We start from the raw sequence: 25,091 nt of genomic DNA, 5'->3' as shown, positions 1-25,091 counted from the left end.
GAGCGTCATATGGGCATCGGTAACTGGAAAATAGGGACGCGCCTCGCCGGCGGGCTGGGATTGTCGCTGGTCTTCATGGTGGGCATGTCGGTGGTCGGCATCGGCAATCTCGGCAAGCTGAACAGCGGTACCGACGACCTGGCCGCCGACAAGGTGCCCAAGGTGATCGAGGCCTATGAAGCGGTGGGCGGCGTCAACGACATTGCCCGCGCCATGCGCAACGCCATGCTGTCCACCGACCCGGAAACCGTGCGCAAGGAACTCAAGCGGGTGGATGACAGGAAGGTGGAAATCGCCGCCCGCCTGGACAAGCTCACTGCCCTGATTTCCGACGACGAAGATGCGGAAAGCAAGGCCAAGCTCAAGGCCGTGATGGAGGCGCGCCAGCGCTACGAGGTGGTGCAGAGCGCCTTCGTGGGCAAGTCCGCCGACGTGGGCAAGCGCGACGAGAACGTGGTCTACCTGCTGACCACGGTGCGCAAGGAGCAGACCGCTTATCTCAACTCCCTGACCGACCTGGTCAAATATCAAACCGAAGCCGTCAACAAAGCCGCCACGGACGCGCACGCGGCCTATCTGGGCGCGCGCACCATGATGATAGCGCTGACGGTGATCGCATCCGTGCTGGCGGCCGTGGTGGTGTACTGGATTACGCGCAGCATCACCAGTCCGCTGAACCGTGCCGTGGGCGTGGCCGAGGCGGTGGCCGGCGGCGACCTGACCCAGCATATAGAATGCGACAGCGCCGACGAAACCGGCCAGCTGCTGCGCGCGCTGAAGAATATGAACGAGAGCCTGGCGCGCACCGTGGGCAGGGTGCGGTCCGGATCGGACACCATTTCCACCGCCTCCAGCGAGATCGCCAGCGGCAACCTGGACTTGTCCTCGCGCACCGAGCAGCAGGCTTCCAGCCTGGAGGAAACCGCTTCCTCGATGGAGGAGCTGACCTCGACCGTCACGCAGAATGCGGAGAACGCGCGGCAGGCCACGTCGCTGGTGGTGTCGGCCTCCGAGTTCGCCACCAAGGGCGGCAAAGTGGTGGGCGAGGTGGTGAGCACCATGGGCGCCATCAAGGAAAGCTCGAACAAGATCGTGGACATTATCGGCGTGATTGACGGCATCGCTTTCCAGACCAATATCCTGGCCCTGAACGCGGCGGTGGAAGCGGCGCGCGCGGGCGAGCAGGGCAGGGGCTTTGCCGTGGTGGCGAGCGAGGTGCGCAACCTGGCTCAGCGTTCGGCGGCGGCGGCGAAGGAGATCAAGGCGCTGATAGGCCAGTCGGTGGAAACCGTGGACACCGGCGCGCGCCTGGTGGACGAAGCTGGCGCGACGATGGAAGGCATCGTCAAGGCGGTGCGGCAGGTGGCCGACATCATGACCGAGATCAGCGCGGCCAGCCAGGAGCAGAGTTCCGGCATCGCGCAGGTGAACCAGGCCATTGTGTCGATAGACGATGTGACGCAGCAGAATGCGGCATTGGTGGAAGAAGCGGCCGCCGCCGCGCAGTCGATGCGCGACCAGGCCGAGCTGCTGGCGGAAGCGGTGAGCGTGTTCCGGCTGGCGGAGCAGCAGTACCAGGCGCAACCGGCACGGCGCGCGTTGCCGGGGCCGGCGCAGCGTGCCGCCAGGGAGGGCGTTTGGGTTGAGTCTTAGCGCGCTGTGGCGGGTTACGATGCTGCGCATCTAACCCGCCCTACGGTCGCTCACAGTTCATCGTAGGGCGGGTTAGGCGCAGCGCGCCGTAACCCGCCATCCCTGCTTACCAGCTATAGCCAGCCTTGGCGTAGTAGTAGCGCCCGTTGAACCCATTCGGCGCAAAGCCGCTATACGGGTTGATGCCGTTGTTATTAAGATTGTTCAACGACGTCACCTGGTCCGGATACTTGTCGGTCAGGTTATCCACGCCCGCGCTCAGCTTCCAGTTCTTGCCCAGCTTCACACTGCCGGACACGTCCAGCACCCACTGCGGGCTGTACACCTGGTCCTGCGCCGCCACGTTCTGCGGCACGGTAAAGCTGCCGTAGCGCGTGACCAGGCCGCGCGCCGTCCAGATGCCCGCCGTGTAGTCGGCCGCCAGGCTGAACTTGTCCTTGGGCGAACCCACCGTGGCGCGGTTAACCGTCTGGCGGTCGATCAGCAGCAGCTTGTTCGCGGTCAGCACAGCCGGGTTGTCGGCGATGCGCACGATCTCGTTCTTGTTGCGGTTGTAGGCCAGCGTGAAGTCCAGCCTGTCCTTGTTGGCCAGGTCCACGCGGTAGGTGCTCACCAGGTCGACGCCCTTGGTGCGCGTGTCCACCGCGTTGGTGAAGTAGCGCGCCGCGCCCACCAGCGCGCCTTGCGCGGCCAGCGTGGCTTTCAGCGCGTCCGGCAGGATCAGGTTGGCCGAGAACAGGATGCGGTCGTCGATGTCGATGCGGTAGGCGTCCACTGTGGTGCTGAAGTTGCGGAAGGGCTGCAGCTGCAGGCCCAGGCTCAAATTCTTGGCCTTCTCCGGTTTCAGCGGCTGCGCGCCCAGCGCCAGCGCGGCGGTGCTGTTGACGGCGAAGGTGCCGGTCTCGATCGGCGTGTTGACGCCGTTGATGATGGAGAAGTTGGTGGTGGTGATGGTGTAGAACTGCTGCGCCAGCGACGGCGCGCGGAAGCCGCTGGAGGCGGTGCCGCGCAGCGAGACCGCGTCGCTGAAGGCGTAGCGCGCCGAAGCCTTGGCCGAGGTGGTGGTGCCGAAGTCGCTGTAGTCTTCGTGGCGGGCCGCCAGCGCGCCGGAGAACTGCCTGGTGAACGGCGCTTCCAGGTTCAGGTAGATGGACTTGTTGTTGCGGCTGTTCTTGCCCGCGTTGACCGGACGGAAGCCGCTGAAGCCCTGCGAGCCGCTGCCGCTGTAGGAGGCCGCGTCGCCCGCTTCGATTTCATAGCTCTCGCGGCGCGCTTCCACGCCGGCGGCGGCGGTCAGCGGTCCGCTCAGGCCGGGCACGGCGAACTCGCGCGCCAGGTCGAAGTTGAACACGGACTGGGTGTTGGTCAGTTTGCCCAGGTGGAAGCTGGTGGGGCTCTTTTCCTTCAGGTCCTGGTTGACGGTGTTATGGATGTTCAGGTCGAAGCGGTTGCTGCCGTAGTCCAGGCTGGCGTCCCAGCGCCAGGCGCCGGCCGCGCCGCGCAGGCCGGCGGTCAGCGATTCGTCGATGGAGGTGCTGTCCTGCAGCGGCAGGAAGCCTTCCGGGAACAGCGGCGTGCGCTGGGCGGTGCCGTTCAGCGCGGTGCGCCAGGTGGCGGCGGCCTCGGTCTTGCGCTGGCCGAAATTGCCGAAGGCGTAGAAGTCGATGTCGTCGTTCACGCGCAGCTGGCTGTTGAAGAACAGGTTGCGCGGCTTGGTGTCCGGGTCGCCGAAGCGCTGGTTGACTTTGCCGTAACGCGGCTCGGCCGGATTGCGCAGGTCGGGGCCGGCGCGGTTGGTGGGGTTGCGGTCGGCCGCTTCCGCCGCCAGGCGCAGCCAGCCGCCGTTGCCCAGGTCGAAGCCGCCGGTGGCGCGCAGCGTGACGCTCTCGCCGTCGCCTTCCTTGTACTGGCCGTAGCCGATTTCCGCTTCGCCGCCCTTGGCGCCTTTTTTCAGGATGATGTTGATCACGCCGGCGATGGCGTCCGAGCCGTACTGGGCGGCCGCGCCGTCGCGCAGCACTTCAATGTGGTCGATGGCGGCGATGGGAATGGCGTTCAGGTCCACCGGCGCGGAGCCGCGTCCCAGCGTGCCGTTCACGTTCACCACGGCGGAGGCATGGCGGCGCTTGCCGTTCACCAGCACCAGCACCTGGTCCGGCGACAGGCCGCGCAGCTGCGCGGGGCGCACGGCGTCGCTGGCGTCGGCGCCGGAGGGGCGCGGGAAGTTCACCGAGGGCAGCACGCGGCCCAGCACCGTGGCCAGCTCGCTGGAACCGGAGGCCTGCAGCTCGCGCGCGCCGATGATGTCGACCGGGGATTCGGAGTCGCTGGTGCGGCGGTTCTTGGCGTAGGTGCCGGTGACGAGCACGGTCTGCACGTCGCCGGACGGCAGCTCCTGGGCTGCGGCAGGCAGGCCGAGCGAGGCGACCAGGCTGAAGGCCAGCAGTGCGCGGCCGGGATGTGCTTGGGTATGGCGGAAACTCATGGCTGACTCTCTTGCTTGTGTAAAGCCGGGAGCTTACCGATGCGTTGTCAAAGAGGGAACGAATGCTTATTGCTAAGCTTATGTCCCCTCGATATATGCAGCCTTGAGTTACTGGCCGGGGTCGGGCAGGCTGGCGTGGATGGCGTCGATCCGGGCCACCAGTTCCGGGGACAGCACGGTGCCCAGCGCGTCGATATCTTCCTTCAGCTGCGCCAGCGTGGTGGCGCCGATGATGGTGGAGGCGACGAACCAGCGCGTGTAGCACCAGGCCAGCGCCATCTGCGCCGGCGTCATGCCGTTGGCGCGCGCCAGGGCCGCGTACTGCGCCACCGCCGACAGCACGGATGGACGCAGGTAGCGCGGGCTCCAGCTGGCCGGGAAGATGGTCAGGCGGCCGTGCGCTTTCGGGTTGTCCAGGTACTTGGCCGTGAGCTGGCCGAACGCCAGCGGGCTGTAGGCCAGCAGGCTGACTTGCTCGCGGTAGCAGGTCTCGTTCAGCAGGCTGGTTTCGTAGTGGCGCGCGGTGAGGTTGTACAGGTTCTGGATGGTGGCGATGCGCGGCAGGCCTTTCATCTCGGCCTGCTTGATGAATTCATTCACGCCCCAGCACGATTCGTTGGACACGCCGATGTGGTGGATCTTGCCTTCCCGCTGCAGCTGGCCCAGCACGGCCAGCGTGTCCTCGATCGCCACGCACTCGCGCTCCTTGGACGGATCGAACACGGAGGCGCCGAAGATGGGCACGTTGCGGCTCGGCCAGTGCAATTGGTATAAATCGATATAGTCCGTTTGCAGGCGCTGCAGGCTGGTGTCCACTGCGGAGCGGATATTGGCGGCGTCCAGGTTGTTTTGGCCCTTGCGCACCCAGTGCATATTCGGGTTCGGGCCGGCCACCTTGGTGGCCAGTACCACGTCCGCGCGCTTGCCGCTTTTCTTCAGCCAGGAGCCGATGTAGCGCTCGGTGGAGCCTTGCGTTTCGGCGCGCGGCATGACCGGGTACATTTCGGCGGTGTCGATGAAGTTGATGCCGCGTTCCAGTGCGTAATCGAGCTGGCTGTGCGCGTCCGCTTCGGTGTTCTGCTCGCCGAAGGTCATGCTGCCCAGGCAGATCTTGCTGACTTTCAGGCCGCTGGCGCCGAGGGTGGTGTATTCCATGGTGTCTCCTTGATTAACGGCGGACCGCGTCGGCGCAGTCGCGTATCAGCGCGGGACCGGCGTAGATCAAGCCGCTGTACAGCTGGACCAGCTGCGCGCCGGCGTCCATTTTCACCTTGGCGTCCGCGCCGCGCATGATGCCGCCCACGCCGATGATGGGCAGGGCGTCGCCCAGTTCGGCCTTGAGCAGGCGGATCACCTGGTTGGACAGTTCGAACACCGGCGCGCCGGACAGGCCGCCCGCTTCGGCGCCGTGCTGCATGCCTTCCACGGCGGTGCGGCTCAGCGTGGTGTTGGTGGCGATCACACCGTCGATCTTGTGGCGCAGCAGGGCGTCCGCGATGTTCTTCACCTGGTCGCCGTCCATGTCCGGCGCGATCTTCAGGGCCAGCGGCACGTAGCGCTTGTGCTGGTCGGCCAGGCGCTGCTGCGCGTCCTTGAGCTGGGCCAGCAGGCCGTCCAGCTCGGAGCCGCCTTGCAGCTGGCGCAGGTTCTTGGTGTTGGGCGAGGAGATGTTCACCGTGACATAGCTGGCGTAAGGGTAGACCTTCTGCAGGCAGTGCAGGTAGTCGTCGGCGGCGCGCTCGATCGGCGTGTCGGCGTTCTTGCCGATGTTCAGGCCCAGCACGCCTTCCTTGTTCTGGTAGAAGCGCGAGGACTGCACATTGGCCACGAAGGCGTCCACGCCGCCGTTGTTGAAGCCCATGCGGTTGATGATGCCGTGCGCGGCCGGCAGGCGGAACATGCGCGGCTTGGGATTGCCCGGCTGCGCGCGCGGCGTGACGGTGCCCACTTCGATGGAGCCGAAGCCCAGGTCGGCCAGCGCGTCGATGTAGGCGCCGTCCTTGTCCAGGCCTGCCGCCAGGCCGACGGGATTCTTGAACAGGATGCCCATCACGGTGCGCGGGTCCGGCTTGGGCGCGCGCGCGAAGGCGCGGGTCACGCCCAGTTTGGAGGCTTTCTTGAGCGCGGGCAGCGTGAAGTGGTGGGCGGCTTCCGCGTCCATGGAGAACAGCATGGGGCGGGCGAGGGAGTACAGGAATTTGTCGGACATGGCGGGGGCTGGCTAAAAAGTAGCCCGTATTCTACCGCGCCATGACGCTCCATTGGCCCTTGATGCGCGCTTCCAGCGGCTGGAAATTGATCTTGTAGGACATCTTCGGACTGTCCGCGATCCAGTAGCCGAGGTAGACGTAGGGCAGGCCCAGCTCATGCGCCTGGGTGATCTGCCAGACAATGTTGTAGGTGCCGTAGGAGGCGCCTTCCACTTCGGGGTCGAAGAAGGTGTAGACCGAGGACAGGCCGTCCGACAGCACGTCGATGATGCTGACCATGCGCAGCGTGCCGTCCGGTTCGCGGAACTCCACCAGGCGGGTGTTGACGCGGCTCTGCAGCAGGAACTGCGCGTACTGGTCGCGGCTGTCCTGGTCCATGCCGCCGCCGGCGTGGCGCGTGCTCTGGTAGCGCAGGTAGAGGTCGTAGTGCTCGTCCGAGAAGGACAGCGTGGCCACGCCCGCGGTCAGGTTGCCGTGCCGGGTCCAGGCGCGGCGCTGGCCGCGCGTGGGGCGGAAGCCGGCCGCCGCCACCCGCACCGGCACGCAGGCCTGGCAGCCGTCGCAATACGGGCGGTAGGTGAAGATGCCGCTACGGCGGAAGCCGTTGCGCACCAGCTCGGAATACACGTCGGCGTTGATCAGGTGCGAAGGGGTGGCCACTTGCGAGCGCGCCTGGCGCTCGTCCAGGTAGCTGCAAGGATAGGGCGCTGTCGTGTAGAACTGCAGCGTTGCGAAGGGCAGGTCGTTCAGGTGCGTCATGCGCGTCCCGGGGCAGAAATGGTGTCCGTGTGCATATCATAGCGCAGAAAGCGGCGAACTCTGCACGCTAATCGGCGGCGCTGGGGTATGGCTGCAACGGTGCCCAGCCGCTGATGGCGGGCAGGCCGATATTGGCGCCCAGGTGCCGCAGGAACTCGGCGCGCGGGATGGGGGCGGCGCCCAGCGAGGCCAGGTGGCCGGTCTCCTGCTGGCAGTCGATCATGGCCACGCCCTGGGATTTGAGGAAATGCACCAGGTAGGCCAGCGCGATCTTGGAGCCGTCCGTCACGCGCGCGAACATGGATTCGCCGTAGAACATGCGGCCTATGCACACGCCGTAGGCGCCGCCCACCAGTTCGCCGTCCAGCCACAGCTCGGACGAGTGGGCGTAGCCCAGCTGGTGCAGGCCGGTGTAGCCGGCGATGATGTCGTCGGAGATCCAGGTGCCGGGGCCGTCGCGGCGCGGCGCGGCGCAGGCGCGCATCACGTCTTCGAAGGCGGAGTCGAAGCGCACCTGCCAGCGGCCGCCGCTTTCTGCGCTGCGCTGCACTTTCTTGATGGCTTTTTTCAGGCTGTCGGAGACGCGGAAGCGCTCCGTCATCAGCACCATGCGCGGGTCGGTGCTCCACCACAGGATGGGCTGGCCTTCGGAGAACCAGGGGAAGATGCCGCGCTGGTAGGCGGCCAGCAGGCGGGCGGGCGACAGGTCGGCGCCGGCGGCCAGCAGGCCGGGCGCGTCGGTGGTGAGCGCCTGGGATACGTCGGGGAAGGGCGAGTGCGCGTCCAGCCAGGGGATCATACGTCGCTGCGCATGGGTTTCGTGATGTCCTGGGTGTGGAAGCCGTGGCTGCCGCCGCTGGCGCGCATGCGGGCGCGGTCGGCGAAGAACAGTTCCAGCGTGGTGCGGATGGTGGGGAAGGCCAGGTCGTCCCAGGGGATCTCGTCTTCGGTGAACATCTGCACTTCCAGGCTTTCCTCGCCGGGGGCGAAGTCCAGGTCGCGCAGCGTGGCCAGGTAGAACATATGCACCTGGTGCACGCGCGCCACGTTCATCAGCGTGAACAGCGGGCCGAGTTCGATATTGGCGCCGGCTTCCTCCACGGTTTCGCGCACCGCCGCCTCGGCCGTGGTTTCATTGTTCTCCATGAAGCCGGCGGGCAGGGTCCAGTAGCCGTAGCGCGGCTCGATGGCGCGCTTGCACAGCAGCACCTGCAGCTTGCCGTCTCGCTCCCACACGGGGACGGAGCCGAGCACCATCTTGGGATTCTGATAATGGATCGCGGTGCAATGGGGGCAGACGTAGCGCGGGCGGTTGTCGCCGGCGGGTATGGTCAGCTCGACCGGGTGGGCGCATTCGGAACAGAATTTCATGGGAGGCGGTTGGGGTCAGCGGTGTTTTTTGGCGTAGTGCTTACTTTACACCGATTGCGGGCTGTGCGCGTAGCGCGAGCGCTGGCTATGCGGCGGCGTGGCTGGATAAATTGGCGCTATCATCGATGATCTCGAGATTGATATTGCCTAAAGTCTCCAGTTGCCCTATAATACGTTCATACAGACGCGGGGTGGAGCAGTCTGGCAGCTCGTCGGGCTCATAACCCGAAGGTCACAGGTTCAAATCCTGTCCCCGCAACCAGATACTGAAAGCCGTTGAATTCGAAAGAGTTCAACGGCTTTTCCGTTTGGGCGCTTATTTGTTCAGGAAGACTATTGCGTACAGCATAATGAGATTGAAGGCGATACCGCCCACAATCATGAAGATTCCTAGCCGTATGGTCAGCTTGCGGCGGTTTTCCGCGCTGTCCATGTAGTCGGCAAACCGCTTGATCATATCTCCCTCCTGCATCAGTTGGCAGCTAGCCAGCCAAGTAGTGCGTCAAAGAATAGCTGACTGCCGTTATCACGGAGACTGCAATCGATATTAGCACCACCGGCGAGAGTGTGTTTTCATGTTGCTCTGGGCGAGCCAGTGTTGCATCTGTTGTGCTAACTGTAACGAGAACGGATGAGGCAACAATGAGAAGGACGTGCCAGCCGATGGCGAACCAAGCCAGAACTGGACTGCGGGCGTCTGCTTTGTTTGCAAAGACGCTTGCAGCTTCGTAACAAGCTGCCGCGCACATTGCAATGACTGGCCAATACAGCTGTCCATCACGAATTGCCCACTTGATCAAGAGCTTGACTTGACCGCGATGTTGGCGGCCAGCACCTAGCAAGGGAAGCAGGATGATAGGGGCGAGCAGAGGCGCACATACATTCAGCATGAACCAGCCCAGGAAGTTAATGAGTTCCATATTTGCACCTCGGCGAGGGATGACGCGAGCATAGCCGACAGGAACGTTGCTGGTCTTGGCCGGGATCAAGCGGCGGGCAAGGCGGCGAGGGCGGTGCGCAGGTAGGTGAGGAGGGCGGGCGTCATCCAGGTGCCGGAGAGTAGGGTGGGGTGGGCTTCGTGGGCGCGGCGGATTTTTTCGCGGGTGGCGGGATCGGCGCCGGCGTGGCGCTGGAATAGGGCGAGCCATCGCCGTGCAAGTTCTTGCGTGCGGCTGTCGTGCGGCGCGGCGCCTGCCGCCATCTGGGCTTGCACGGCGCTGATCAGCGCGAGCCACTCGCCGGTTTGCGTGCCGCTTTGCGCGCGCATGCGGGCCAGTTCTTCCGCGTCGAGATAGTTGGCGTACAGCGAGAGCTTGAAGGCGCTGAAGGCTTGCGTGACGTACTGCTTCATCTCCGGCGTGATACCGCTGTGCTGGCGCGCGGCGGGACGCTCGGCCATCATGGCGTTCAGGCGGCGCGCGAAGTCGGGATTGGCGGCGGTGTCGCGCTCCAGCATGGACATCCATTGCTTTGCCAGCGTTTGCGCGGGCTCGCTGTCTGCCGCCCCGCCTTGTTCCATCAGCCTGCGCACCGACGCCACCAGCGCGGCCCACTCGCGCTGCGCTGTGGCGCCGGCCAGCGGCAGCGCCGCCAGCTCCTCCTTGTTGAAGTATTGTTCATACGCCGCCATGCGCTCCAGCGCCGACAGCCAGTCACCCAGCCCGGGTTCTTCGCCGCTGTGCAGTTGCTGCTGAAGCTGCGCGAGTTGCGCGCGCAGGGTGGCGGCTTGCGCTATCTGACGGTCCAGCGCGGCGATCTGCTGGCCGACGAGGTCCGCCAGCGGCGCATCCGGCTGCGCAAGGAAGCCGGCGATTTCGGCCAGCGGCATGCCGAAGCGGCGCAGTGCCTGGATCTGGTGCAGGCGCGCCACGTCTGCTGCGCTGTACAGGCGGTAGCCCGATTCGGCGCGCGCGGACGGCTTGAGCAGGCCCAGGCTGTCGTAGTGGTGCAGCGCGCGCACCGTCAGCCCTGCGCGCCTGGCCAGTTCGCCGACCCGTATCATGGCGCCGCTGCTTTGTTTGCGCGGACCGCCGCGCCATCGTCCGCCTGCGTTGGCTCTGCTGCGGCATCGGCGCCCAGCGTGGCGCGGATGATGCCGGTGCTGCCGCCGAGGCGCAGATTGTCACTGCGGCCGCGCAGATGGCGCTGCGTCAGTTCCTCCCGTCCGTAGTGCTCGATACGGCTGTAGCCCATGCTTCGCAGCAGCGCCTCCAGTTCGGCGGGTGCGAAATTGCTCTTCCAAGGCTCGCCACCTGTGGCCAGGCTGGCTGATATCGCTTCCATGGCGGCGCGCTCCCTCGGCTCCAGCAGCGCGGGCGAGATGACGAAATCGAACACCACGCTGCTGCCCTGCGCGCAGGAGGCGATATAGCGCAGTGTGTGCGCCACGTCCTCCGGCGCCAGGTAGAGCGTTACGCCCAGCCAGGTGAAGCAGGCCGGCGCGCTGTGGTCGAAGCCCGCTTGCGCCAAGCCGTCCGCCAGCGTGGTGGTGCCGAAGTCGACGGCCGCGTAGCGCACGGTGTCCGGCGCCGCGATGCCGGCGGCGGCCAGGCGCTCGCGCTTCCACTGCTGCGTGGCGGGCAGGTCCACTTCGAACACGCGCACCCCCGCAGGGAGCTTGCCGCGATAGGCCGAGGTGTCCAGTCCCGCGCCAAGGATCACGTGCTGCATTACGCCGCGCTGCTGCGCCTCGCGCCAGGTGTCTTCCGCCAGCCGGCTGCGGATCACGATGGTGGTGCGCAGTGCCGTTGCGAGCGGGTCGTGGAAGCGCTCCGGGTTGGCGCGCACTTCGGCTTCCCGTTCCGCGCCCAGGATGGGCAGGGCCAGCGGGTCGTCCAGTATCAGCGGCGCGTCCAGCAACTGGTGCGCGCCGCGCAGGACGGCGACCATCATGGCGCTGGGCTTGGGGCTATCGTGCTGCATGCTGTTCCTTTCGTGGTGAGGGAAAGGATAGCCTAAAGCCTGACGCTGCGTGAGGGTCAAGCGCCGGCTGTACGCATGCGGTGGCGGCTTTCCATTATGATGCTGGCTATGCAACGCCTACTCATCTTCCTGCTCGCATGCCTGGCCTGCTCGGCGCTGCGTGCGGACGGCCATGCCGGACGCCCGGCGCACCCGGCCCTGGCGCAGCTTCCTGCGCGCATGCTGTGGGCGTGGGAGCGGCCGGAGGATTTGCGCTGGCTGCCTGCCGACACCGGCGTGGCCTATGTGGCGTCCACCATGCTGCTGCGCGGCGAGGAGGCGCTGGTCCATCCGCGCACCGCGCCGCTGCTGCTGCGCGAAGGCGCTGCGCTGGTGCCTGTGCTGCATGTGGACGCCTCCTGGCGCGTGCCGCCGGCGCTGAGCGCGCAGCAGTCTGCGCGCATCGTGCAGGAACTGCTGCGCGTGGCGCAGCGCGGCAACCGCAGCGTGGTGCAGCTCGATTTTGAAGTGCGCCGCTCGCAGCGGCCTTTCCTGGCGCAGACCATGGCCGAGATCCGCCGCCAGCTGGATCCGCGCATCGCGCTGTCGGTGACGGCGCTGGCCTCGTGGTGCATGGACGACGCGTGGCTGCCGGCCGGCGTGGCCGACGAGGTGGTGCCGATGGCTTTCCGCATGGGGCCGGGCCAGGACGCCTTGCGCCAGCGCCTGCACCGCCAGGGCTTTACCCAGCCGGTGTGCCGCGCCGCCGCAGGCTACGCGAGCGACGAGCCCCCGCTGCGCAGCGTGGCCGCGCGCGGCTATTATTTTTCTCCCCGTCCGTGGACCGCTGCAAGCTGGCGGGCCATGCAATCCGAACCCTACTCGTCCATCCCATGAAACGACACCGCATCCTTTCTTCCATCGCCGCAGCCGCGCTGTTCGCGGCGCTGCCCCAGCCTGCGCTGTCCAGCGGCGGCGACGGTTTCAGCGCCAACCGCTTCGCATCCGAATACCAGGTTGCGCCCGGCGTGCTGGCCCAGTTCGCGGGCGGCAACCTGGGCGTGCTGCCAGGGACGTACTGGCGCGTCTACCACTACCTGGCTTACCAGGCCGCGAAGGGCCGCGCGCTCACGCCGCAGCAGCTCGCCGCGCTGGAACTGGATCGCTGGCATGTGGGCAAAACCAGCGGCTGGGACTACAGTTACGAAGCGGAGAAGAACGGCTCCGGCGCCTGGCTGAAGGAGCGCGCAGTCTACGCCAAGCAATGGGGCCTGGCGGATGTGAAGCTGGACGTGATGGGGGACGTGGAACACGCCAGCTACGTCAACTGCCATGAGGATGCGTTCAAGCAGGCGGCGCTGACGATGAAGGCGCGTGCGCAGCTCGGCGCTGGCGGCAAGGCGGACCAGTGGCACAAGGCCTGGCTGCAAGGACAGGACGCGGTGTTCGCCAACTGCGAGGAGCCGCCCTACCAGTATGGCTCGCCGCAGCCGAAGCGGGTGGTGCAGCTGCCTTCCGCCGTGCCCGCGAACGCGCCGGACTGGCTCAAGGCCGACCAGGCATACCAGACCGCCGCCGCGCATTTTTACGCCCGCAATTTCGAGCTGGCGCGCAAGCAGTTCTTGGCCGTCGCGCAGGATGCCAAGTCGCCCTGGCGCACGCTGGGCAGCTACCTGGCGGCGCGCAGCCTGATACGCAGCGCCACGCTGGAGCAGGGCGGCAAGGCGCCGGACCGCGCGGCCAAGCTGGCGCTGGCGCGCAAGGAGCTGGATGCACTGGCGCCGTCGTATGCGCCTGCAAAACAAATGATCTCGCTGGTGGACGCGCGCCTGGACCCGGTGGCGCGCATCGCCGTGCTGGCGCGCCGCCTGGAGCAGGAGCCCTTCAGCGCCGAGACGCCAAGGCTGCTGAGCGACTATCTGGTGCTGCTGGACCAGCAGCCGCGCAGCGCGATGATCGCGGCGCAGGAACCGCTGACGGCCTGGATAGGCAGCATGCAGGCCGAGGCGCCGCTGGACGTATTTGAAAGCGCAAACAGCAAGGAGGTGCAGCAGGCGCGGGCGCAGGCCTTGCAGGATCTGCGCGCGCGCTGGCTGAAGCAAAAGGACGACGGCGCGCTGTGGCTGGCGCCGCTGCTGACGCTGGCCCACGCCGGCGAGCTGACGGAGGCCGAGAAGAAAGCCGCCGCCGCAGTGCCAGCCAGGCATCCGCTGTATCTCACGCTGCAGTACAACCTGGCGCGGCTCGCCATCGCCGAGAAGCAGGCGGCGCAGGCCGACAAGGACATAGACCGCCTGATGGCCAGCCACGGCAAGGCCATGTCGGTCGCCACCACCAACCGCTACCTGGCCTTGAAGCTGTTTTCCGCCGGGACGCTGGATGACTTCCTGAAGGCCGCGCCGCGCAAACCAGACCCTGTGGAAGCAGGCGAGGCGATCGATGCCGCGCCGGCCGAAGGCGAGACCGACGAGGACTTCGGCCGCAGCGTGTACCGTTACTTCCCAACCGCCGAGCTGCGCGCGCTGCTGGCGCATCCGCGCCTGCCCAAGCAGTGGCGCAAGCCGCTGGAGGAAACCATGCTGGCGCGCGCGCTGATCTTCAACGACGAGGCAACGGCGCTGGCGCTGCTGGACAAGGTGGCGCAAGGCCGCAAGACCACCGAGCATCTCTACGCGCGCTACCGCAAGGCGGCCAGCGGCGCGGAACGGCAGCTGGCCGGTGCGCTGATACTGGTGAACACGCCGGAACTGAATCCGTCCGTGATCGATGCGCAGGGCCTCAGCCGCAACTGGGGCTGCCGCTCGGGCGGAATGGAGGAATCCCAGGCCATGCCCCAGCAGCCGCCGCGCCACCTGGGTCCGGAGCAGCTGGCGGATGCTGGCAAGGAGCAGCAGGTGCTGCTGAAGCTTCCGCTGCGCACGGAGTTCATCGCGCCGGCCTTGCTGGCGTGGGCCAAGCTGAAGCCGAACGACGACGAGGCGCCGAAGGCCTTGCATTTCCTGGTGGCGTCCACGCGCATGGAGTGCCCGTATGGGACGGACAAGGAAGAGAAGGACCAGCTGCGCGCGCAGTATTCGAAGGAGGCCTTCAACCTGCTGAAGAAGAACTACCCGAACAGCAAGTGGGCGCAGCAGACCAAGTACTTCTTCTAGTCGGCGGCGCGCGGATGCAGGCTGGCCCACAAATGGGCCGCCGCCATGGTGCGGTGGGGCGCGTAGCGCTTGAGTATTTCTTCGGTGCGGGCCATGTCCGGCTTGCTGTCCTCGCCCAGCAGCGCTTGCAGCGCGGCGCGGATGGCGACGTCGCCGTGCAGTGAGCAGTCGGGATAGCCGTAGCCGCGCAGCAGGCCGTAGTTGACGGTCCACGGGCCTATGCCTTTCACCGCCAGCAACGCCTTGCCGATGTCGTCGATGCTGTTGCCGGGACCGGGCACGAGATCGAGTTCGCCGCTGGCCACCAGCGCGGCAAAGCGCAGCAGGGTTTCCGCCTTGGCGCGCGAGAATTTGCGGCTGGTGAGGTCGTCCACCTGCAGGCGCGAGGCGCCGGCGGCGTCCGGGTAGCACCACAGGCCGCTGCTGTGCTCAACGCCGGCCTGCAGGATGAAGGTGCGGCGCAGCGAGATGGCGAAGGGCAGATTGATCTGCTGGCCGATGATGGCCCAGGTCAGCGCCTCGAACACGGTGGCCGACTGCACGATGCGCAGGCCGGGCTGGCGGCGCGACAGTTCGCCCAGCAGTGAATCGTTTGCCGCGAAGTCCAGGAAGGGCTGCGGGTCGATGCGCAGGCCCAGCACATTCAGCACGGCGTTGTGCGCCTGTTCGGCCAGCGCGGGTGGCAGCGCCACGCCGGCGTGCACCGCGTATTCGGCTTGCGCTGCGTCTGCGCCGCCCAGCGCGATATCGATCACCATCGGCACGCCGTCCATCACCACGCCTTTGCGCAGCCGTTCGGGGCTGATCCGCTCCGCCACGCTTTCCGCGTCCCGGCTGTGGAAGGCGAGCACGTCGTGCAGGCGGTAGCCCTGCGGCAGCGCGATACTGTGCTTCATGCGGAGGCCGATTTGCGCAGCCAGCCGAAGCCGGGCTTGAAGCCGGTGACCAGCGCGGTGCCGACGATGACGATGGCCGAACCCAGTATGGTGTACCAGCCCACCACTTCGTTCAGGAACAGGGTGCCGAGCAGGATGCCGAACAGGGGGCTGAGGAAGGTGACGGTCAGCGCCGACGTCGGTCCCACGTCGCGTATCAGGCGGTAGTACAGCAAGTAGGCCACGCCGCTGCACAGCACGCCCAGCGCGAGCGCGGCGCCCATGATGCCCACGGTGGGCTGGCCCGGCTGCGGGAAGAAGGCCAGCGAGGGCAGCACCAGCAGCGTGGCGGCCCACATGCTGCCGTGCGCATTGGCGAAGGGCTCGACCGCTTTGGCGGACTTGGCGTAGGTGCTGGCGATGCCGTAGTTGAAGGCGGCGAACAGCGCGGCGGCGATGGCCAGGCCGGCGCCTTCGCGCGAGCTGGCGTGGTCGAAGCCGACCAGCAGCGCCACGCCGCCGGTGCCCATGACGAGGCCCAGCATCACGCGCGCGGACACCATCTGGCGGTGCCATACGGCACCGATGACGGCGCCCCAGATCGGCGCGGTGGCGTTCAGCACCGCCATCACGGAGGCGGACAGCGTGCGCGCGGCGTAGGCGTAGAGCAGGAAGGGCAGGGCGGAGTTGAAGAAGCCCAGGACCAGGTAGTGCTTCCAGTTCTGGCGCAGGTCCAGCGGCTTTTTCATCAGCAGCGCCACGGCCAGCAGGAACAGCGAGGCGAACACCACGCGGTATTCAATCAGCACCGCGGGGCCGAGCACCGGCGCGGCGATGCGCATGAACAGGAAGGAGCCGCCCCAGATGGCGGCAAGCAGGAAAAGGCGCAGCAGGTTGGCAGTGCTCATGGTCGGACTCGGTGAGGTGGGCGGCGCTATTGTGCGACAGGCGCGCCGCACGCGCCAGCCGGTTCTTGCTTTTGAATTCGCTCAGGTCACCACGCAGGCGTTCGGCGCATCCGGCGTGGACGGCGCTTCCGGCGAGGCGGCGTGCTTGACCTGCAACGCGGCCGGCACGCCGTTCTTCACCGCCGTCATTTCGGCCAGGATGGAAATGGCGATTTCGGCCGGCGTCTTGCTGCCGATGTAGAGGCCGATGGGACCATGCAGCTTGTCCAGCTGCGCTTCCGTCACGTCGAACAGCTGCAGGCGTTCGCGCCGCTTGGCGTTGTTGAGGCGCGAGCCGATGGCGCCCACGTAGAAGGCGTCCGACCGGAGCGCTTCCATCAGCGCCAGGTCGTCCAGCTTGGGATCGTGCGTGAGCGCGACGACGGCGCTGCGGTGGTCCAGGCGCATTTCCAGCACCAGGTCGTCCGGCATGGCGTGCACCAGCTGAACGCCGTCCACCTGCCAGCCGGCGCGGTATTCCTCGCGCGGATCGCACACGGTGACGTGGTAGTCCATGGCGGTGGCGATCTGCGCCAGGAAGCGCGACAGCTGGCCTGCGCCGATGATGAGCAGGCGCCAGCGCGGGCCGTGCTGCGTGACCAGTTCGCGCCCTTCGCGCAGCTCCAGCACATTGCCCACGCCGGTGTGGGACAGCGCCACGGCGCCGCTGCGCAGGTCCAGGCGGCGCTCCACCAGCTGGCGCTGCTCCAGCATGTCCAGCAGCTCGGCGATGCGGCTGTGCGCGCCCAGCGGTTCGATTGCCAGTTCTATGGTGCCGCCGCAGGGCAGGCCGAAGCGGTGCGCCTCGTCGGCCGTGATGCCATAGCTGACCACTTCCGGCGCGCTGCGCGTGATGCCCTGTTCGCGCACGCGGGCGATCAGGTCGTCTTCTATGCAGCCGCCGGAGACCGAGCCGACCACGCGGCCGTCGTCGCAAATGGCGAGCGTGGCGCCTATCGGGCGCGGGCTGGAGCCCCAGGTCTTGATGACGGTGACGAGCTCGGCGCGGTGGCCTGCTGCGACCCAGGCGGCGCTGGTTTTGAGTACTTCGAGGTCGATGCTATCCATGGGCTTAACTATACTACGGCGCCGCCGATTCGTTTTTTGTCGGAATTCTTTACACTGGCGAGCGGCAAAAAGTTGCCCAAAATCCTAAGTTATTGATTTATAGTAAAAAATATTGTTTTCAAGAAAATGGCATGATTGTTGCTTGTATGGCTCCCATTGATTAAAAATATCCAATAGGAAAGAACAATGAGCAAGCGTTTCATGTCCCGCACCGCCGTCGCCGCTGCCGCCCTGCTGCTGGCCGGTTCCGCCGCCGCCACCACGCTGACCAGCAAGCTGAGCGTCGATAACGGCTTCATCGCCTACATCTCGACCAGCGATACCGTCACGGGTACCGAGTTCAGCCGCGGCGCGGATTGGGGCACCACCATCACGGGCACGGCCAATCTGGTGAATGGCGTTACCTACTACCTGCACATCTACGCTTACGATGACAACGCCAGCCCCACCGACGCGGCCGGCCTGCTGGGCCAGTTCAACCTGGGCGATGACAAGCACCTGTTTTCCAATGCCAGCACCGTGCTGACGACCAATACCGTCAACTGGAAGGGCAACAACACGGGTTTCAATATGCCGTACACCAGCCTGACCAACCTCGGCGCCGATGGCATGCAGCCCTGGGGAAATCGTCCTGAGATCGCCGATACCGCCCGCTGGATCTGGGCCGGCAATTCGGTGAGCCAGAACGTTGCCTACTTCAGCACCAAGATCACCGCCGTGCCTGAACCTGGCAGCATAGCCCTGTTCGGCCTGGGCCTGGCGGGCCTGGCTGCACTGCGCCGCAAACAACGCGCATAAAGCGGCGCGCATAAAAACGAACCGGCCGCGAGGCCGGTTTTTTTTAGCGCAGCTTGCGGCGGCACACGTAGCGGTAGGCCGTGTCGGTATGGCTGCCCGCTGCGGGCTGTTCCGCGTCGTATTGCTCGTACTTGAAGTTGCCGACCGCTTCGCCGCGCGCCAGCGTGGCCGGGTAGAAGGTTTGCGCCAGCAGGGTCACGCTGTGCTCCTTGCAGGAATACAGGTATTGCGCCTTGAGCGAGCGGTAGGTCTTGCCGTCGGCGGAGGTTTGCGGCTTGCTGTAGGAGACCAGGGTCCAGGCCTTGCGCGCGCCCTCGGCGCCGTCGTCCACCTTGGCCACGCTGGCCTTGTCCACGTAGAGGGTGGCGGCGCCGTTGCCGGACAGCTTGCTCCAGTTGGCGCCCTGCGCCTTGCTTGCCGCCTGTGCGGTGCAGGACAGCGTGAGCAGCGCCGCCAGCAGCGGCAGGGCGGCGCGGTTCATCAGGGCACCAGCGGCTTCTTGGTGGCCAGCTTGGTCTTGATCTCGGCCACGGTCTTGTCGATGGCGGCAAAGCGGACCGTGGTGGCCGGGTGCAGGGCGGTGTAGCCGTTCATGACCGAGGCCGGATATTGCGTCGCCAGGCGCTGCCAGAAGGGCTTGGCGCGCTCGATGCTGTAGCCGGCGCGCGCCAGCATGTACAGCGCCAGGCTGTCGGCCGCCGTGTCCATTTCCTGCGGCACCGGCTTCAGGCCGCCGCTGCCGATCAGCAGGGACAGGTCGGGCTTGGTGCGCACCAGGTTGTCTATCATGCTGCCCACGGCGGCGGTGTTGCGCATGGCGCCGGCGTGGCCCAGCACATTGTGGGCGATGTCCTTGGCCAGCACGTAGGCGATGGCCTCGTCGCTCTGGGCGAAGTTCATCATGCCGCGCGTGATCAGCACGCGCTGGCCGTCGGCGTAGGAATTGATGTTGTCGGCGTTGCCCAGGTGGACGCGGATGGCGCAGGCGCGCGTGACCGGCACGTTCAGCGTCTGGTTGCCGCCGTTGCGGGCGATGGTCATGTTCAGCGCGGCCTGCTTGCCCACCAGCGGGCCGAGTACCTCGGCCGCCTGCGATTCGGCGTCCGGGCCGCCGGGCAGGGCCTTGCCTTCGACGGACACCAGGCCGTCGCCCTTGCGCAGGCCGGCGCGCGCGGCGCCGCTGCCGGCCAGCACCGAACTGACCTGCAGGCGTTCGCCGTAGCCCAGCACGGCGTTGGCCGCGTCGGAGTATTCACCCGGGTAGGAGTAGCGGTTCTGCGCGGTGAAGCCGAGCAGGTTGCGCGCCATGTTCTTGCACAGGTCGGCGTTGTTGATGAGCAGCGGGGCGGACACGCGCGACAGGCGGTCCTGCAGGCTGACCATGGTTCTCAACGCGTCCTGCGCGGCGGCCGTCTTGGCGCTCACCACCGGCTGCTGGTTTTCCGCGGGCGCATGCGGGACAGGGGCGGTCTGCGGCGCGCTGGCCTGCGGCGCCAGCGTGGAGCAGGCCGACAGCAGCGCCGCCGACAGCGCCGCTGCTGCTGCGGCCAATTTGCCGCCCGCCTGGTTGCCGTTTTTGTCCGCTGCCGCCATCAGTTTCTGCGCCTTGCCTGCCATGGAGTTTCCTTAATGTTTGCCGGTGCTGCCGAAGCCGCCTTCGCCGCGTTCGCTGCCGCCGAATTCTTCCACCACGTTGAAGCCCACTTGCAGCACCGGCACGATAATCAGTTGCGCCAGGCGTTCCATGGGATTCAGCGTGAACGTGCTGTGGCCCCGGTTCCAGGTCGATACCATCAGCTGGCCCTGGTAATCGGAGTCGATCAAGCCTACCAGATTCCCCAGCACGATGCCGTTCTTGTGTCCCATGCCGCTGCGCGGCAGGATCATGGCGGCGTAGCCCGGATCGCCGATGTGGATGGCCAGGCCGGTAGGCACCAGCACGGTCTGGCCGGGCTCGATGACGATGGGCGCATCGATGCAGGCGCGCAGGTCCAGGCCGGCGCTGCCGGGGGTTGCGTAGGCCGGCATCTGGTCTTTCATGCGCGGGTCGAGGATTTTGACGTCGATGTTTTTCATTGGAACAGGGAATGCTTTGCTATGCGTTTGGAAATTTCGGAAATCAGCTGCCGCGCCAGCGTGAGCTTGTCGGCGCGCGGCAGGATGGTGTGGCCGTTTTCATCGAACAGGATGATGGTGTTGTCGTCCTGGCCGAAGGTCTGCGGGCCGATATTGCCGACCAGCAGAGGGATGCCTTTCTTCTCGCGCTTGGCCGCGCCGTATTCGAGCAGGTTCTCGGATTCGGCGGCGAAGCCCACGCAGTAAGGGTAGCCGGCCAGGTTGGTGCGGGTGGCGACGCTGGCCAGGATGTCCGGGTTCTGCTCGAACTTCAGGTCCGGCACGGTGCCGTCGTTTTTCTTCTTCATCTTCTGCGTGCTGGCGTTGACGACGCGCCAGTCGGCCACGGCGGCCACGGAGATGAAGACGTGCTGGCCGTGCACGGCCGACTGCACTTCGTCGTGCATCTGCAAGGCGCTTTGCACGTTGATGCGCTGCACGCCGAAGGGCGTGGGCAGGGCGGTGGGGCCGGAGATCAGCACCACTTCGGCGCCGGCTTCGCGCGCGGCGCGCGCCACGGCGTAGCCCATCTTGCCCGAGGACAGATTGGTGATGCCGCGCACCGGGTCGATGGCCTCGAAGGTCGGACCGGCGGTGATGAGGATGCGCTTGCCGGCCAGGACTTTCGGCTGGAAGGCGGCGATCAGTTCGGCCAGCAGCTGCTCGGCTTCGAGCATGCGGCCCAGGCCCACTTCGCCGCAAGCCTGTTCGCCAGCGGCCGGGCCGAAGATCTGCACGCCGTCGTCCTTGATCTGCTGGACATTGCGCTGGGTGGCGGGGTTCTGCCACATTTCCACGTTCATGGCCGGGGCCACCAGCAGCGGCACCGTGCGCGGGCGCGCCAAACACATGGTCGACAGCAGGTCGTCGCACACGCCGTGCGCCAGCTTGTAGATGAAGTCCGCCGAGCAGGGCGCGATCAGGATGGCGTCCGCATTGCGGGTGACGTCGATGTGGGCCATGTTGTTGTCCACGCGCGGGTCCCACTGGCTGGTGTAGACCGGCTTGCCGGACAGCGCCTGCATGGTCACGGCGGTGATGAAGTGGGTGGCCGCGTCGGTCATCACCACTTGCACGGAAGCGCCTTCGCGCGTGAGCGCGCGGCACAGTTCCGCAGCCTTGTAGCAGGCCACGCCGCCGGACAGGCCGAGGACGATTCTTTTGCCGCTCAGTTCCATAATGTCAGTTCCATAAATGCGCCTACTTGTTCACCCTGCGCAGCTCGTCGAGCACGAACAGCGCGGCGCCGACGCAGATGGCCGAATCGGCGAGGTTAAAGGCCGGGAAGTGGCCTATGCCCTTCCAGTGGAAGTCGAGGAAGTCCACCACGTGGCCGTAGAGGATGCGGTCGATCACGTTGCCGATGGCGCCGCCCAGTATCAGCGCCAAGGCCCAGCAGAACATGCGCTGGCCGGCGTGCTTTTTCAAGAGGTAGACAATGAACAGCGCGGCGGCGATGCCGATGCCGGTGAAGAAATAACGCTGCCAGCCGCTCTCGTTGGACAGGAAGCTGAATGCCGCGCCCTTGTTATAGGCCAGCACCAGGTTGAAGAAAGGCGTGACCACCATTTCCTCGCCCCAGCGGAAGGTCTTGTTGATGGTGATCTTGGTGATCTGGTCCAGCAGCAGCACGATGAAGGCAATGCCCAGCCACGGCGTCAGGCCGCCGGAGGAGGACTTGGAGGAGAAGCTTTTTGGTTTGGATGCCATGTGTGGTCTTGTCGGTTGGCTTTGGCGGGTTACGCGCTACGCGCTAACCCGCCCTACGGTGTTACGGCATTACGGTGTTGCGGTGTTGCGGTGGCGTAGGGCGGGTTGGCGCGCGAGCGCGTAACCCGCCGCACCGGAGTTTAAGCGAACTTGCGCTTCTCGCCCGCACCGAACAGATTGCTGTGGCAGCGGCCGCACAGCGTCGGGTGGTCGGCATGCGCGCCCACGTCGGCGCGGTAGTGCCAGCAGCGCTCGCACTTGGCGGCGGCCGAGGCGGCGACCGCCACCGCTTCATCCGCTTCGGCAGCCACTTGCACGGCCTTGGCCTGCGAGGTGATGAAGACGAACTTCAGGTCGTCATCCAGGCTGGCCAGCAGCTGGTACTTCTCGCCCGAGGCCTTGATCTCCAGCTCGGCCTGCAGCGAGGAGCCGATGGCGCCCGAAGTGCGCAGGTCTTCCAGCTGCTTGGTCACGCCGGTGCGCACGTCGCGCAGCGCGGTGTACTTGGCCAGCAGGGCTTCCGAGTCCGCCACCGCAGGCAGTTCCCACCAGGTCTGCGTGAAGATGGTTTCGTCGCTGGCCTTGTACGCTTCGGCGCCGGCGAACACCGCCCACGCTTCCTCTGCGGTGAAGGACAGCATGGGCGACATCAGGCGCAGCAGGCTTTGCGTGATGTGCCACAGCGCCGTCTGCGCCGAGCGGCGCTGCTGAGAGTCCACGGCGGAGGTGTACAGGCGGTCCTTCAGGATGTCCAGGTAGAAGCCGCCCAGGTCTTCCGAGCAGTAGTTCTGCAGCTTGGACACCACCGGGTGGAACTCGTAGCTCTCGTAGTGCTTGGCGATGTCGGCCTGCAGGCGCGCCATGTCGGCCAGCGCGTAGCGGTCGATCTCCAGCATCTCTGCCACCGGCACGGCGTTGGCCTTGGCGTCGAAGTCCGAGGTGTTGGCCAGCAGGAAGCGCAGCGTGTTGCGGATGCGGCGGTAGGATTCGGTCACGCGCTTGAGGATCTCGTCCGAGATCGACAGCTCGCCGGTGTAGTCGGTGGCGGCCACCCAGAGGCGCAGGATGTCGGCGCCCAGCTTGTTCGACACGTCCTGCGGCGACACGGTGTTGCCGATGGACTTGGACATCTTCTTGCCTTCGCCGTCGACCACGAAGCCGTGCGTCAGCAGCGCCTTGTAGGGCGCGGCGCCGTTCAGCATGGAGGAGGTCAGCAGCGAGGAGTGGAACCAGCCGCGGTGCTGGTCCGAACCTTCCAGGTACAGATCGGCCGGGAAGGCGCTCTGCTCTTTGTGCGAGCCGCGCAGCACGGTCTGGTGCGTGGTGCCGGAGTCGAACCACACGTCCAGCGTGTCCTTGTTCTTCTCGTAGTGGGCCGCGTCCTCGCCCAGCAGCGTGGCCGGGTCCAGCGACAGCCAGGCATCGATGCCGTTCTTCTCGATCAGCTGCGCCACCTGTTCCAGCAGCTCCGGGGTGCGCGGGTGCAGGTCGCCGGTTTCCTTGTGGATGAAGAAGGCCATCGGCACGCCCCACTGGCGCTGGCGCGACAGGGTCCAGTCCGGACGGTTGGCGATCATGCCGTGCAGGCGCGCCTGGCCCCAGTCCGGGAAGAACTTGGTTTCGTCGATGGCTTTGAGCGCGGTCTGGCGCAGGGTAGGGCCGCCGTCTTTCGGATGCGCGTCCATGCCGGCGAACCACTGCGAGGTGGCGCGGTAGACGATGGGGGTCTTGTGGCGCCAGCAGTGCATATAGCTGTGGTCGAACATCTTCAGTTCGAACAGGGCGCCGGCTTCGCGCAAGGCGTCGCAGATAGGCTTGGAGGCGTCCCAGATGCTCATGCCGCCGAACAGCGGCAGGGTGGACACGTATTTGCCGTCGCCCATGACCGGTTTCAGGATCTCGTCGTCCTTCAGGCCGTGCGCTTTGCAGGAGATAAAGTCGTCCTGGCCGTAGGCGGGCGCGGAGTGGACCACGCCGGTGCCGCTCTCGGTGGTCACGTAGTCGGCCAGGTAGACCGGCGACAGGCGGTCGTAGAAGGCGTCGCGCGCGTGCAGCGGGTGCTTGAAGCTGATGCCGGCCAGGTCCTGGCCCATGCAGGTGCCGATGGTCGTGCCTTCGAGCTTGTAGCGCGCCAGGCAGGACTCCACCAGGTCTTGCGCCAGGATCAGCAGCAGCGGCTGGCCGTCGCGTTCGGCCTGCACCAGCGCGTACTTCACTTCCGCGTGCACGTTCAGCGCCTGGTTGGACGGGATGGTCCACGGGGTGGTGGTCCAGATGACGATGAAGCCGTTTTGCGTCGGCAGGGCAGGCAGGTCGAAGGCCTTGGCCAGCTTGTCGAATTCATGGAAGGCGAAGCCGACGTCGATGGCCGGGTCGCGCTTGTTCTGGTATTCCACTTCCGCTTCGGCCAGCGCCGAGCCGCAGTCGAAGCACCAGTTCACCGGCTTCAGGCCGCGGTAGACATAGCCCTTCTCCAGCAGCTGGCCGAGGGCGCGCAGCTCGTCGGCTTCGTTGGAGTAGTTCATGGTCAGGTAAGGGTTTTCCCACTCGCCCAGCACGCCCAGGCGGATGAAGTCCTTCTTCTGGCGCTCAACCTGCTCATGCGCGTAGGCGCGGGCCTTGGTCAGCACGTCGGCGGTCGGCAGGTTTTTGCCGTGCAGTTTTTCGATCTGGATCTCGATCGGCATGCCGTGGCAGTCCCAGCCCGGCACGTAGGGCGCGTCGTAGCCGGCCAGGGTGCGGGCCTTGACCACCATGTCCTTGAGCACCTTGTTGACGGCGTGGCCGATGTGGATGTCGCCGTTGGCGTAAGGCGGACCGTCGTGCAGCACGAATTTCGGGCGGCCGGCCGCTGCCTTGCGGATGCGGTGGTAGATCTTCTTCTCTTGCCAGTCTTTGACCCAGTTCGGCTCGCGCTTGGCGAGGTCGCCGCGCATGGGGAACGGGGTTTCGGTCATATTGACCGGGTATTTGCTCTCGGCCTTCTTTGGTTTGTTGTCGGACATAGCGATCTTTAAGTTTGGGTATTTGTATGCTTGGTGGGACTG

23 protein-coding genes and 1 tRNA gene are annotated in these 25,091 nt (G+C 66.2%); 5 read left to right on the top strand and 19 right to left on the bottom strand.

What is annotated here, in order from left to right; translation table 11 throughout:
- The first annotated feature begins 9 nt into the window (after nt 1-9).
- On the top strand, nt 10-1,653 hold the full coding sequence (locus KT882_RS25370) for a methyl-accepting chemotaxis protein (RefSeq protein ID WP_228893599.1): 1,644 nt from the start codon (nt 10-12) through the stop codon (nt 1,651-1,653).
- 106 nt (nt 1,654-1,759) lie between these two features.
- On the opposite strand, the gene KT882_RS25365 is transcribed toward KT882_RS25370, so the two are convergent.
- The 6 genes from KT882_RS25365 to KT882_RS25340 all read right to left on the bottom strand — a co-directional run bounded on the left by KT882_RS25365 (nt 1,760) and on the right by KT882_RS25340 (nt 8,478).
- Nucleotides 1,760-4,138: a TonB-dependent receptor gene (locus tag KT882_RS25365; protein ID WP_228893598.1), complete on the bottom strand. Its 2,379-nt coding sequence runs from the start codon at nt 4,136-4,138 to the stop codon at nt 1,760-1,762.
- Nucleotides 4,139-4,246: 108 nt separating this feature from the next.
- On the bottom strand, nt 4,247-5,293 hold the full coding sequence (locus KT882_RS25360; protein ID WP_228893597.1) for an aldo/keto reductase: 1,047 nt from the start codon (nt 5,291-5,293) through the stop codon (nt 4,247-4,249).
- Nucleotides 5,294-5,306: 13 nt separating this feature from the next.
- On the bottom strand, nt 5,307-6,347 hold the full coding sequence (locus tag KT882_RS25355; protein WP_228893596.1) for a quinone-dependent dihydroorotate dehydrogenase: 1,041 nt from the start codon (nt 6,345-6,347) through the stop codon (nt 5,307-5,309).
- A 31-nt stretch (nt 6,348-6,378) separates the two neighbouring features.
- Nucleotides 6,379-7,107 (bottom strand): arginyltransferase, encoded by a 729-nt coding sequence (locus tag KT882_RS25350; protein ID WP_228893595.1) that lies wholly within the window; start codon nt 7,105-7,107, stop codon nt 6,379-6,381.
- Between the two features lie 67 nt (nt 7,108-7,174).
- On the bottom strand, nt 7,175-7,906 hold the full coding sequence (aat, locus tag KT882_RS25345; protein ID WP_161073746.1) for a leucyl/phenylalanyl-tRNA--protein transferase: 732 nt from the start codon (nt 7,904-7,906) through the stop codon (nt 7,175-7,177).
- Nucleotides 7,903-8,478: an NUDIX hydrolase gene (locus KT882_RS25340; RefSeq protein ID WP_161073747.1), complete on the bottom strand. Its 576-nt coding sequence runs from the start codon at nt 8,476-8,478 to the stop codon at nt 7,903-7,905. Before KT882_RS25340 ends, aat begins: the two co-directional genes overlap by 4 nt.
- 185 nt (nt 8,479-8,663) lie before the next feature.
- On the opposite strand from KT882_RS25340, the gene KT882_RS25335 reads away from it, so the two are divergent.
- A tRNA-Met gene (locus KT882_RS25335) sits at nt 8,664-8,740 on the top strand.
- A 54-nt stretch (nt 8,741-8,794) separates the two neighbouring features.
- Here KT882_RS25335 and KT882_RS25330 read toward each other — a convergent pair.
- The 4 genes from KT882_RS25330 to KT882_RS25315 form a co-directional block, all read right to left on the bottom strand.
- Entirely contained in the window at nt 8,795-8,935 is a 141-nt protein-coding gene (locus KT882_RS25330) for a hypothetical protein (protein ID WP_161073748.1), read from the bottom strand.
- 25 nt (nt 8,936-8,960) lie between these two features.
- Nucleotides 8,961-9,398, bottom strand: a complete 438-nt coding sequence (locus tag KT882_RS25325; RefSeq protein WP_228893594.1) for a hypothetical protein — start codon at nt 9,396-9,398, stop codon at nt 8,961-8,963.
- 65 nt (nt 9,399-9,463) lie between these two features.
- Nucleotides 9,464-10,480: a MerR family transcriptional regulator gene (locus tag KT882_RS25320; protein WP_161073750.1), complete on the bottom strand. Its 1,017-nt coding sequence runs from the start codon at nt 10,478-10,480 to the stop codon at nt 9,464-9,466.
- Nucleotides 10,477-11,400 carry a class I SAM-dependent methyltransferase gene (locus KT882_RS25315; RefSeq protein ID WP_161073751.1) on the bottom strand — a complete coding sequence of 308 codons (924 nt, stop codon included), beginning with the start codon at nt 11,398-11,400 and terminating at the stop codon, nt 10,477-10,479. Before KT882_RS25315 ends, KT882_RS25320 begins: the two co-directional genes overlap by 4 nt.
- Before the next feature lie 108 nt (nt 11,401-11,508).
- Between KT882_RS25315 and KT882_RS25310 the strand changes: the two genes are divergently transcribed.
- Together KT882_RS25310 and KT882_RS25305 are read left to right on the top strand one after the other, a co-directional pair.
- Nucleotides 11,509-12,276: a hypothetical protein gene (locus KT882_RS25310; protein WP_161073752.1), complete on the top strand. Its 768-nt coding sequence runs from the start codon at nt 11,509-11,511 to the stop codon at nt 12,274-12,276.
- Entirely contained in the window at nt 12,273-14,531 is a 2,259-nt protein-coding gene (locus KT882_RS25305; protein ID WP_228893593.1) for a hypothetical protein, read from the top strand. Before KT882_RS25310 ends, KT882_RS25305 begins: the two co-directional genes overlap by 4 nt.
- Here KT882_RS25305 and KT882_RS25300 read toward each other — a convergent pair.
- The 3 genes from KT882_RS25300 to KT882_RS25290 all read right to left on the bottom strand — a co-directional run bounded on the left by KT882_RS25300 (nt 14,528) and on the right by KT882_RS25290 (nt 17,421).
- Complete coding sequence (locus KT882_RS25300) at nt 14,528-15,427, bottom strand: DNA-3-methyladenine glycosylase 2 (RefSeq protein ID WP_228893592.1); 900 nt, start codon at nt 15,425-15,427, stop codon at nt 14,528-14,530. The genes KT882_RS25305 and KT882_RS25300 overlap by 4 nt on opposite strands.
- Nucleotides 15,424-16,314: a DMT family transporter gene (locus tag KT882_RS25295; RefSeq protein ID WP_161073755.1), complete on the bottom strand. Its 891-nt coding sequence runs from the start codon at nt 16,312-16,314 to the stop codon at nt 15,424-15,426. Before KT882_RS25295 ends, KT882_RS25300 begins: the two co-directional genes overlap by 4 nt.
- Before the next feature lie 81 nt (nt 16,315-16,395).
- A complete protein-coding gene (locus KT882_RS25290) occupies nt 16,396-17,421 on the bottom strand; it encodes an XdhC family protein (RefSeq protein WP_161073756.1) in 1,026 nt (341 codons plus the stop codon).
- A 186-nt stretch (nt 17,422-17,607) separates the two neighbouring features.
- Between KT882_RS25290 and KT882_RS25285 the strand changes: the two genes are divergently transcribed.
- Nucleotides 17,608-18,219 (top strand): PEP-CTERM sorting domain-containing protein, encoded by a 612-nt coding sequence (locus tag KT882_RS25285; protein ID WP_161073757.1) that lies wholly within the window; start codon nt 17,608-17,610, stop codon nt 18,217-18,219.
- A 43-nt stretch (nt 18,220-18,262) separates the two neighbouring features.
- On the opposite strand, the gene KT882_RS25280 is transcribed toward KT882_RS25285, so the two are convergent.
- The 6 genes from KT882_RS25280 to ileS all read right to left on the bottom strand — a co-directional run bounded on the left by KT882_RS25280 (nt 18,263) and on the right by ileS (nt 25,049).
- Nucleotides 18,263-18,700 (bottom strand): surface-adhesin E family protein, encoded by a 438-nt coding sequence (locus KT882_RS25280; protein ID WP_161073758.1) that lies wholly within the window; start codon nt 18,698-18,700, stop codon nt 18,263-18,265.
- A complete protein-coding gene (locus tag KT882_RS25275; protein ID WP_228893591.1) occupies nt 18,700-19,836 on the bottom strand; it encodes a M48 family metalloprotease in 1,137 nt (378 codons plus the stop codon). Before KT882_RS25275 ends, KT882_RS25280 begins: the two co-directional genes overlap by 1 nt.
- A 9-nt stretch (nt 19,837-19,845) precedes the next feature.
- Nucleotides 19,846-20,295 (bottom strand): dUTP diphosphatase, encoded by a 450-nt coding sequence (gene dut / locus KT882_RS25270; protein WP_161073759.1) that lies wholly within the window; start codon nt 20,293-20,295, stop codon nt 19,846-19,848.
- A complete protein-coding gene (coaBC, locus tag KT882_RS25265) occupies nt 20,292-21,512 on the bottom strand; it encodes a bifunctional phosphopantothenoylcysteine decarboxylase/phosphopantothenate--cysteine ligase CoaBC (RefSeq protein ID WP_187358772.1) in 1,221 nt (406 codons plus the stop codon). Before coaBC ends, dut begins: the two co-directional genes overlap by 4 nt.
- Before the next feature lie 22 nt (nt 21,513-21,534).
- A complete protein-coding gene (gene lspA / locus KT882_RS25260) occupies nt 21,535-22,044 on the bottom strand; it encodes a signal peptidase II (protein WP_228893590.1) in 510 nt (169 codons plus the stop codon).
- Nucleotides 22,045-22,184: 140 nt separating this feature from the next.
- A complete protein-coding gene (ileS, locus tag KT882_RS25255) occupies nt 22,185-25,049 on the bottom strand; it encodes an isoleucine--tRNA ligase (protein ID WP_161073761.1) in 2,865 nt (954 codons plus the stop codon).
- Nucleotides 25,050-25,091: the final 42 nt, after the last annotated feature.

Source organism: Pseudoduganella aquatica (assembly GCF_020865585.1).
Classification (GTDB): Bacteria; Pseudomonadota; Gammaproteobacteria; order Burkholderiales; family Burkholderiaceae_D; genus Rugamonas; species Rugamonas aquatica_A.
Note: the sequence above shows the minus strand (reverse complement) of the source record. Positions and strands in the feature narration are given on the sequence as shown.

Excerpts from the sequence above, each read along its gene's own strand:
- KT882_RS25365 (WP_228893598.1), bottom strand. The coding sequence starts at position 4,138 with ATGAGTTTCCGCCATACCCAAGCACATCCCGGCCGCGCACTGCTGGCC.
- KT882_RS25340 (WP_161073747.1), bottom strand. The coding sequence starts at position 8,478 with ATGAAATTCTGTTCCGAATGCGCCCACCCGGTCGAGCTGACCATACCC.
- KT882_RS25370 (WP_228893599.1), top strand. The coding sequence starts at position 10 with ATGGGCATCGGTAACTGGAAAATAGGGACGCGCCTCGCCGGCGGGCTG.
- dut (WP_161073759.1), bottom strand. The coding sequence starts at position 20,295 with ATGAAAAACATCGACGTCAAAATCCTCGACCCGCGCATGAAAGACCAG.
- lspA (WP_228893590.1), bottom strand. The coding sequence starts at position 22,044 with ATGGCATCCAAACCAAAAAGCTTCTCCTCCAAGTCCTCCTCCGGCGGC.
- KT882_RS25305 (WP_228893593.1), top strand. The coding sequence starts at position 12,273 with ATGAAACGACACCGCATCCTTTCTTCCATCGCCGCAGCCGCGCTGTTC.
- KT882_RS25315 (WP_161073751.1), bottom strand. The coding sequence starts at position 11,400 with ATGCAGCACGATAGCCCCAAGCCCAGCGCCATGATGGTCGCCGTCCTG.
- KT882_RS25355 (WP_228893596.1), bottom strand. The coding sequence starts at position 6,347 with ATGTCCGACAAATTCCTGTACTCCCTCGCCCGCCCCATGCTGTTCTCC.
- KT882_RS25280 (WP_161073758.1), bottom strand. The coding sequence starts at position 18,700 with ATGAACCGCGCCGCCCTGCCGCTGCTGGCGGCGCTGCTCACGCTGTCC.
- KT882_RS25330 (WP_161073748.1), bottom strand. The coding sequence starts at position 8,935 with ATGATCAAGCGGTTTGCCGACTACATGGACAGCGCGGAAAACCGCCGC.
- KT882_RS25350 (WP_228893595.1), bottom strand. The coding sequence starts at position 7,107 with ATGACGCACCTGAACGACCTGCCCTTCGCAACGCTGCAGTTCTACACG.
- KT882_RS25295 (WP_161073755.1), bottom strand. The coding sequence starts at position 16,314 with ATGAGCACTGCCAACCTGCTGCGCCTTTTCCTGCTTGCCGCCATCTGG.
- ileS (WP_161073761.1), bottom strand. The coding sequence starts at position 25,049 with ATGTCCGACAACAAACCAAAGAAGGCCGAGAGCAAATACCCGGTCAAT.
- KT882_RS25285 (WP_161073757.1), top strand. The coding sequence starts at position 17,608 with ATGAGCAAGCGTTTCATGTCCCGCACCGCCGTCGCCGCTGCCGCCCTG.
- aat (WP_161073746.1), bottom strand. The coding sequence starts at position 7,906 with ATGATCCCCTGGCTGGACGCGCACTCGCCCTTCCCCGACGTATCCCAG.
- KT882_RS25290 (WP_161073756.1), bottom strand. The coding sequence starts at position 17,421 with ATGGATAGCATCGACCTCGAAGTACTCAAAACCAGCGCCGCCTGGGTC.
- KT882_RS25320 (WP_161073750.1), bottom strand. The coding sequence starts at position 10,480 with ATGATACGGGTCGGCGAACTGGCCAGGCGCGCAGGGCTGACGGTGCGC.
- KT882_RS25325 (WP_228893594.1), bottom strand. The coding sequence starts at position 9,398 with ATGGAACTCATTAACTTCCTGGGCTGGTTCATGCTGAATGTATGTGCG.
- KT882_RS25360 (WP_228893597.1), bottom strand. The coding sequence starts at position 5,293 with ATGGAATACACCACCCTCGGCGCCAGCGGCCTGAAAGTCAGCAAGATC.
- KT882_RS25300 (WP_228893592.1), bottom strand. The coding sequence starts at position 15,427 with ATGAAGCACAGTATCGCGCTGCCGCAGGGCTACCGCCTGCACGACGTG.
- KT882_RS25310 (WP_161073752.1), top strand. The coding sequence starts at position 11,509 with ATGCAACGCCTACTCATCTTCCTGCTCGCATGCCTGGCCTGCTCGGCG.
- coaBC (WP_187358772.1), bottom strand. The coding sequence starts at position 21,512 with ATGGAACTGAGCGGCAAAAGAATCGTCCTCGGCCTGTCCGGCGGCGTG.
- KT882_RS25275 (WP_228893591.1), bottom strand. The coding sequence starts at position 19,836 with ATGGCAGGCAAGGCGCAGAAACTGATGGCGGCAGCGGACAAAAACGGC.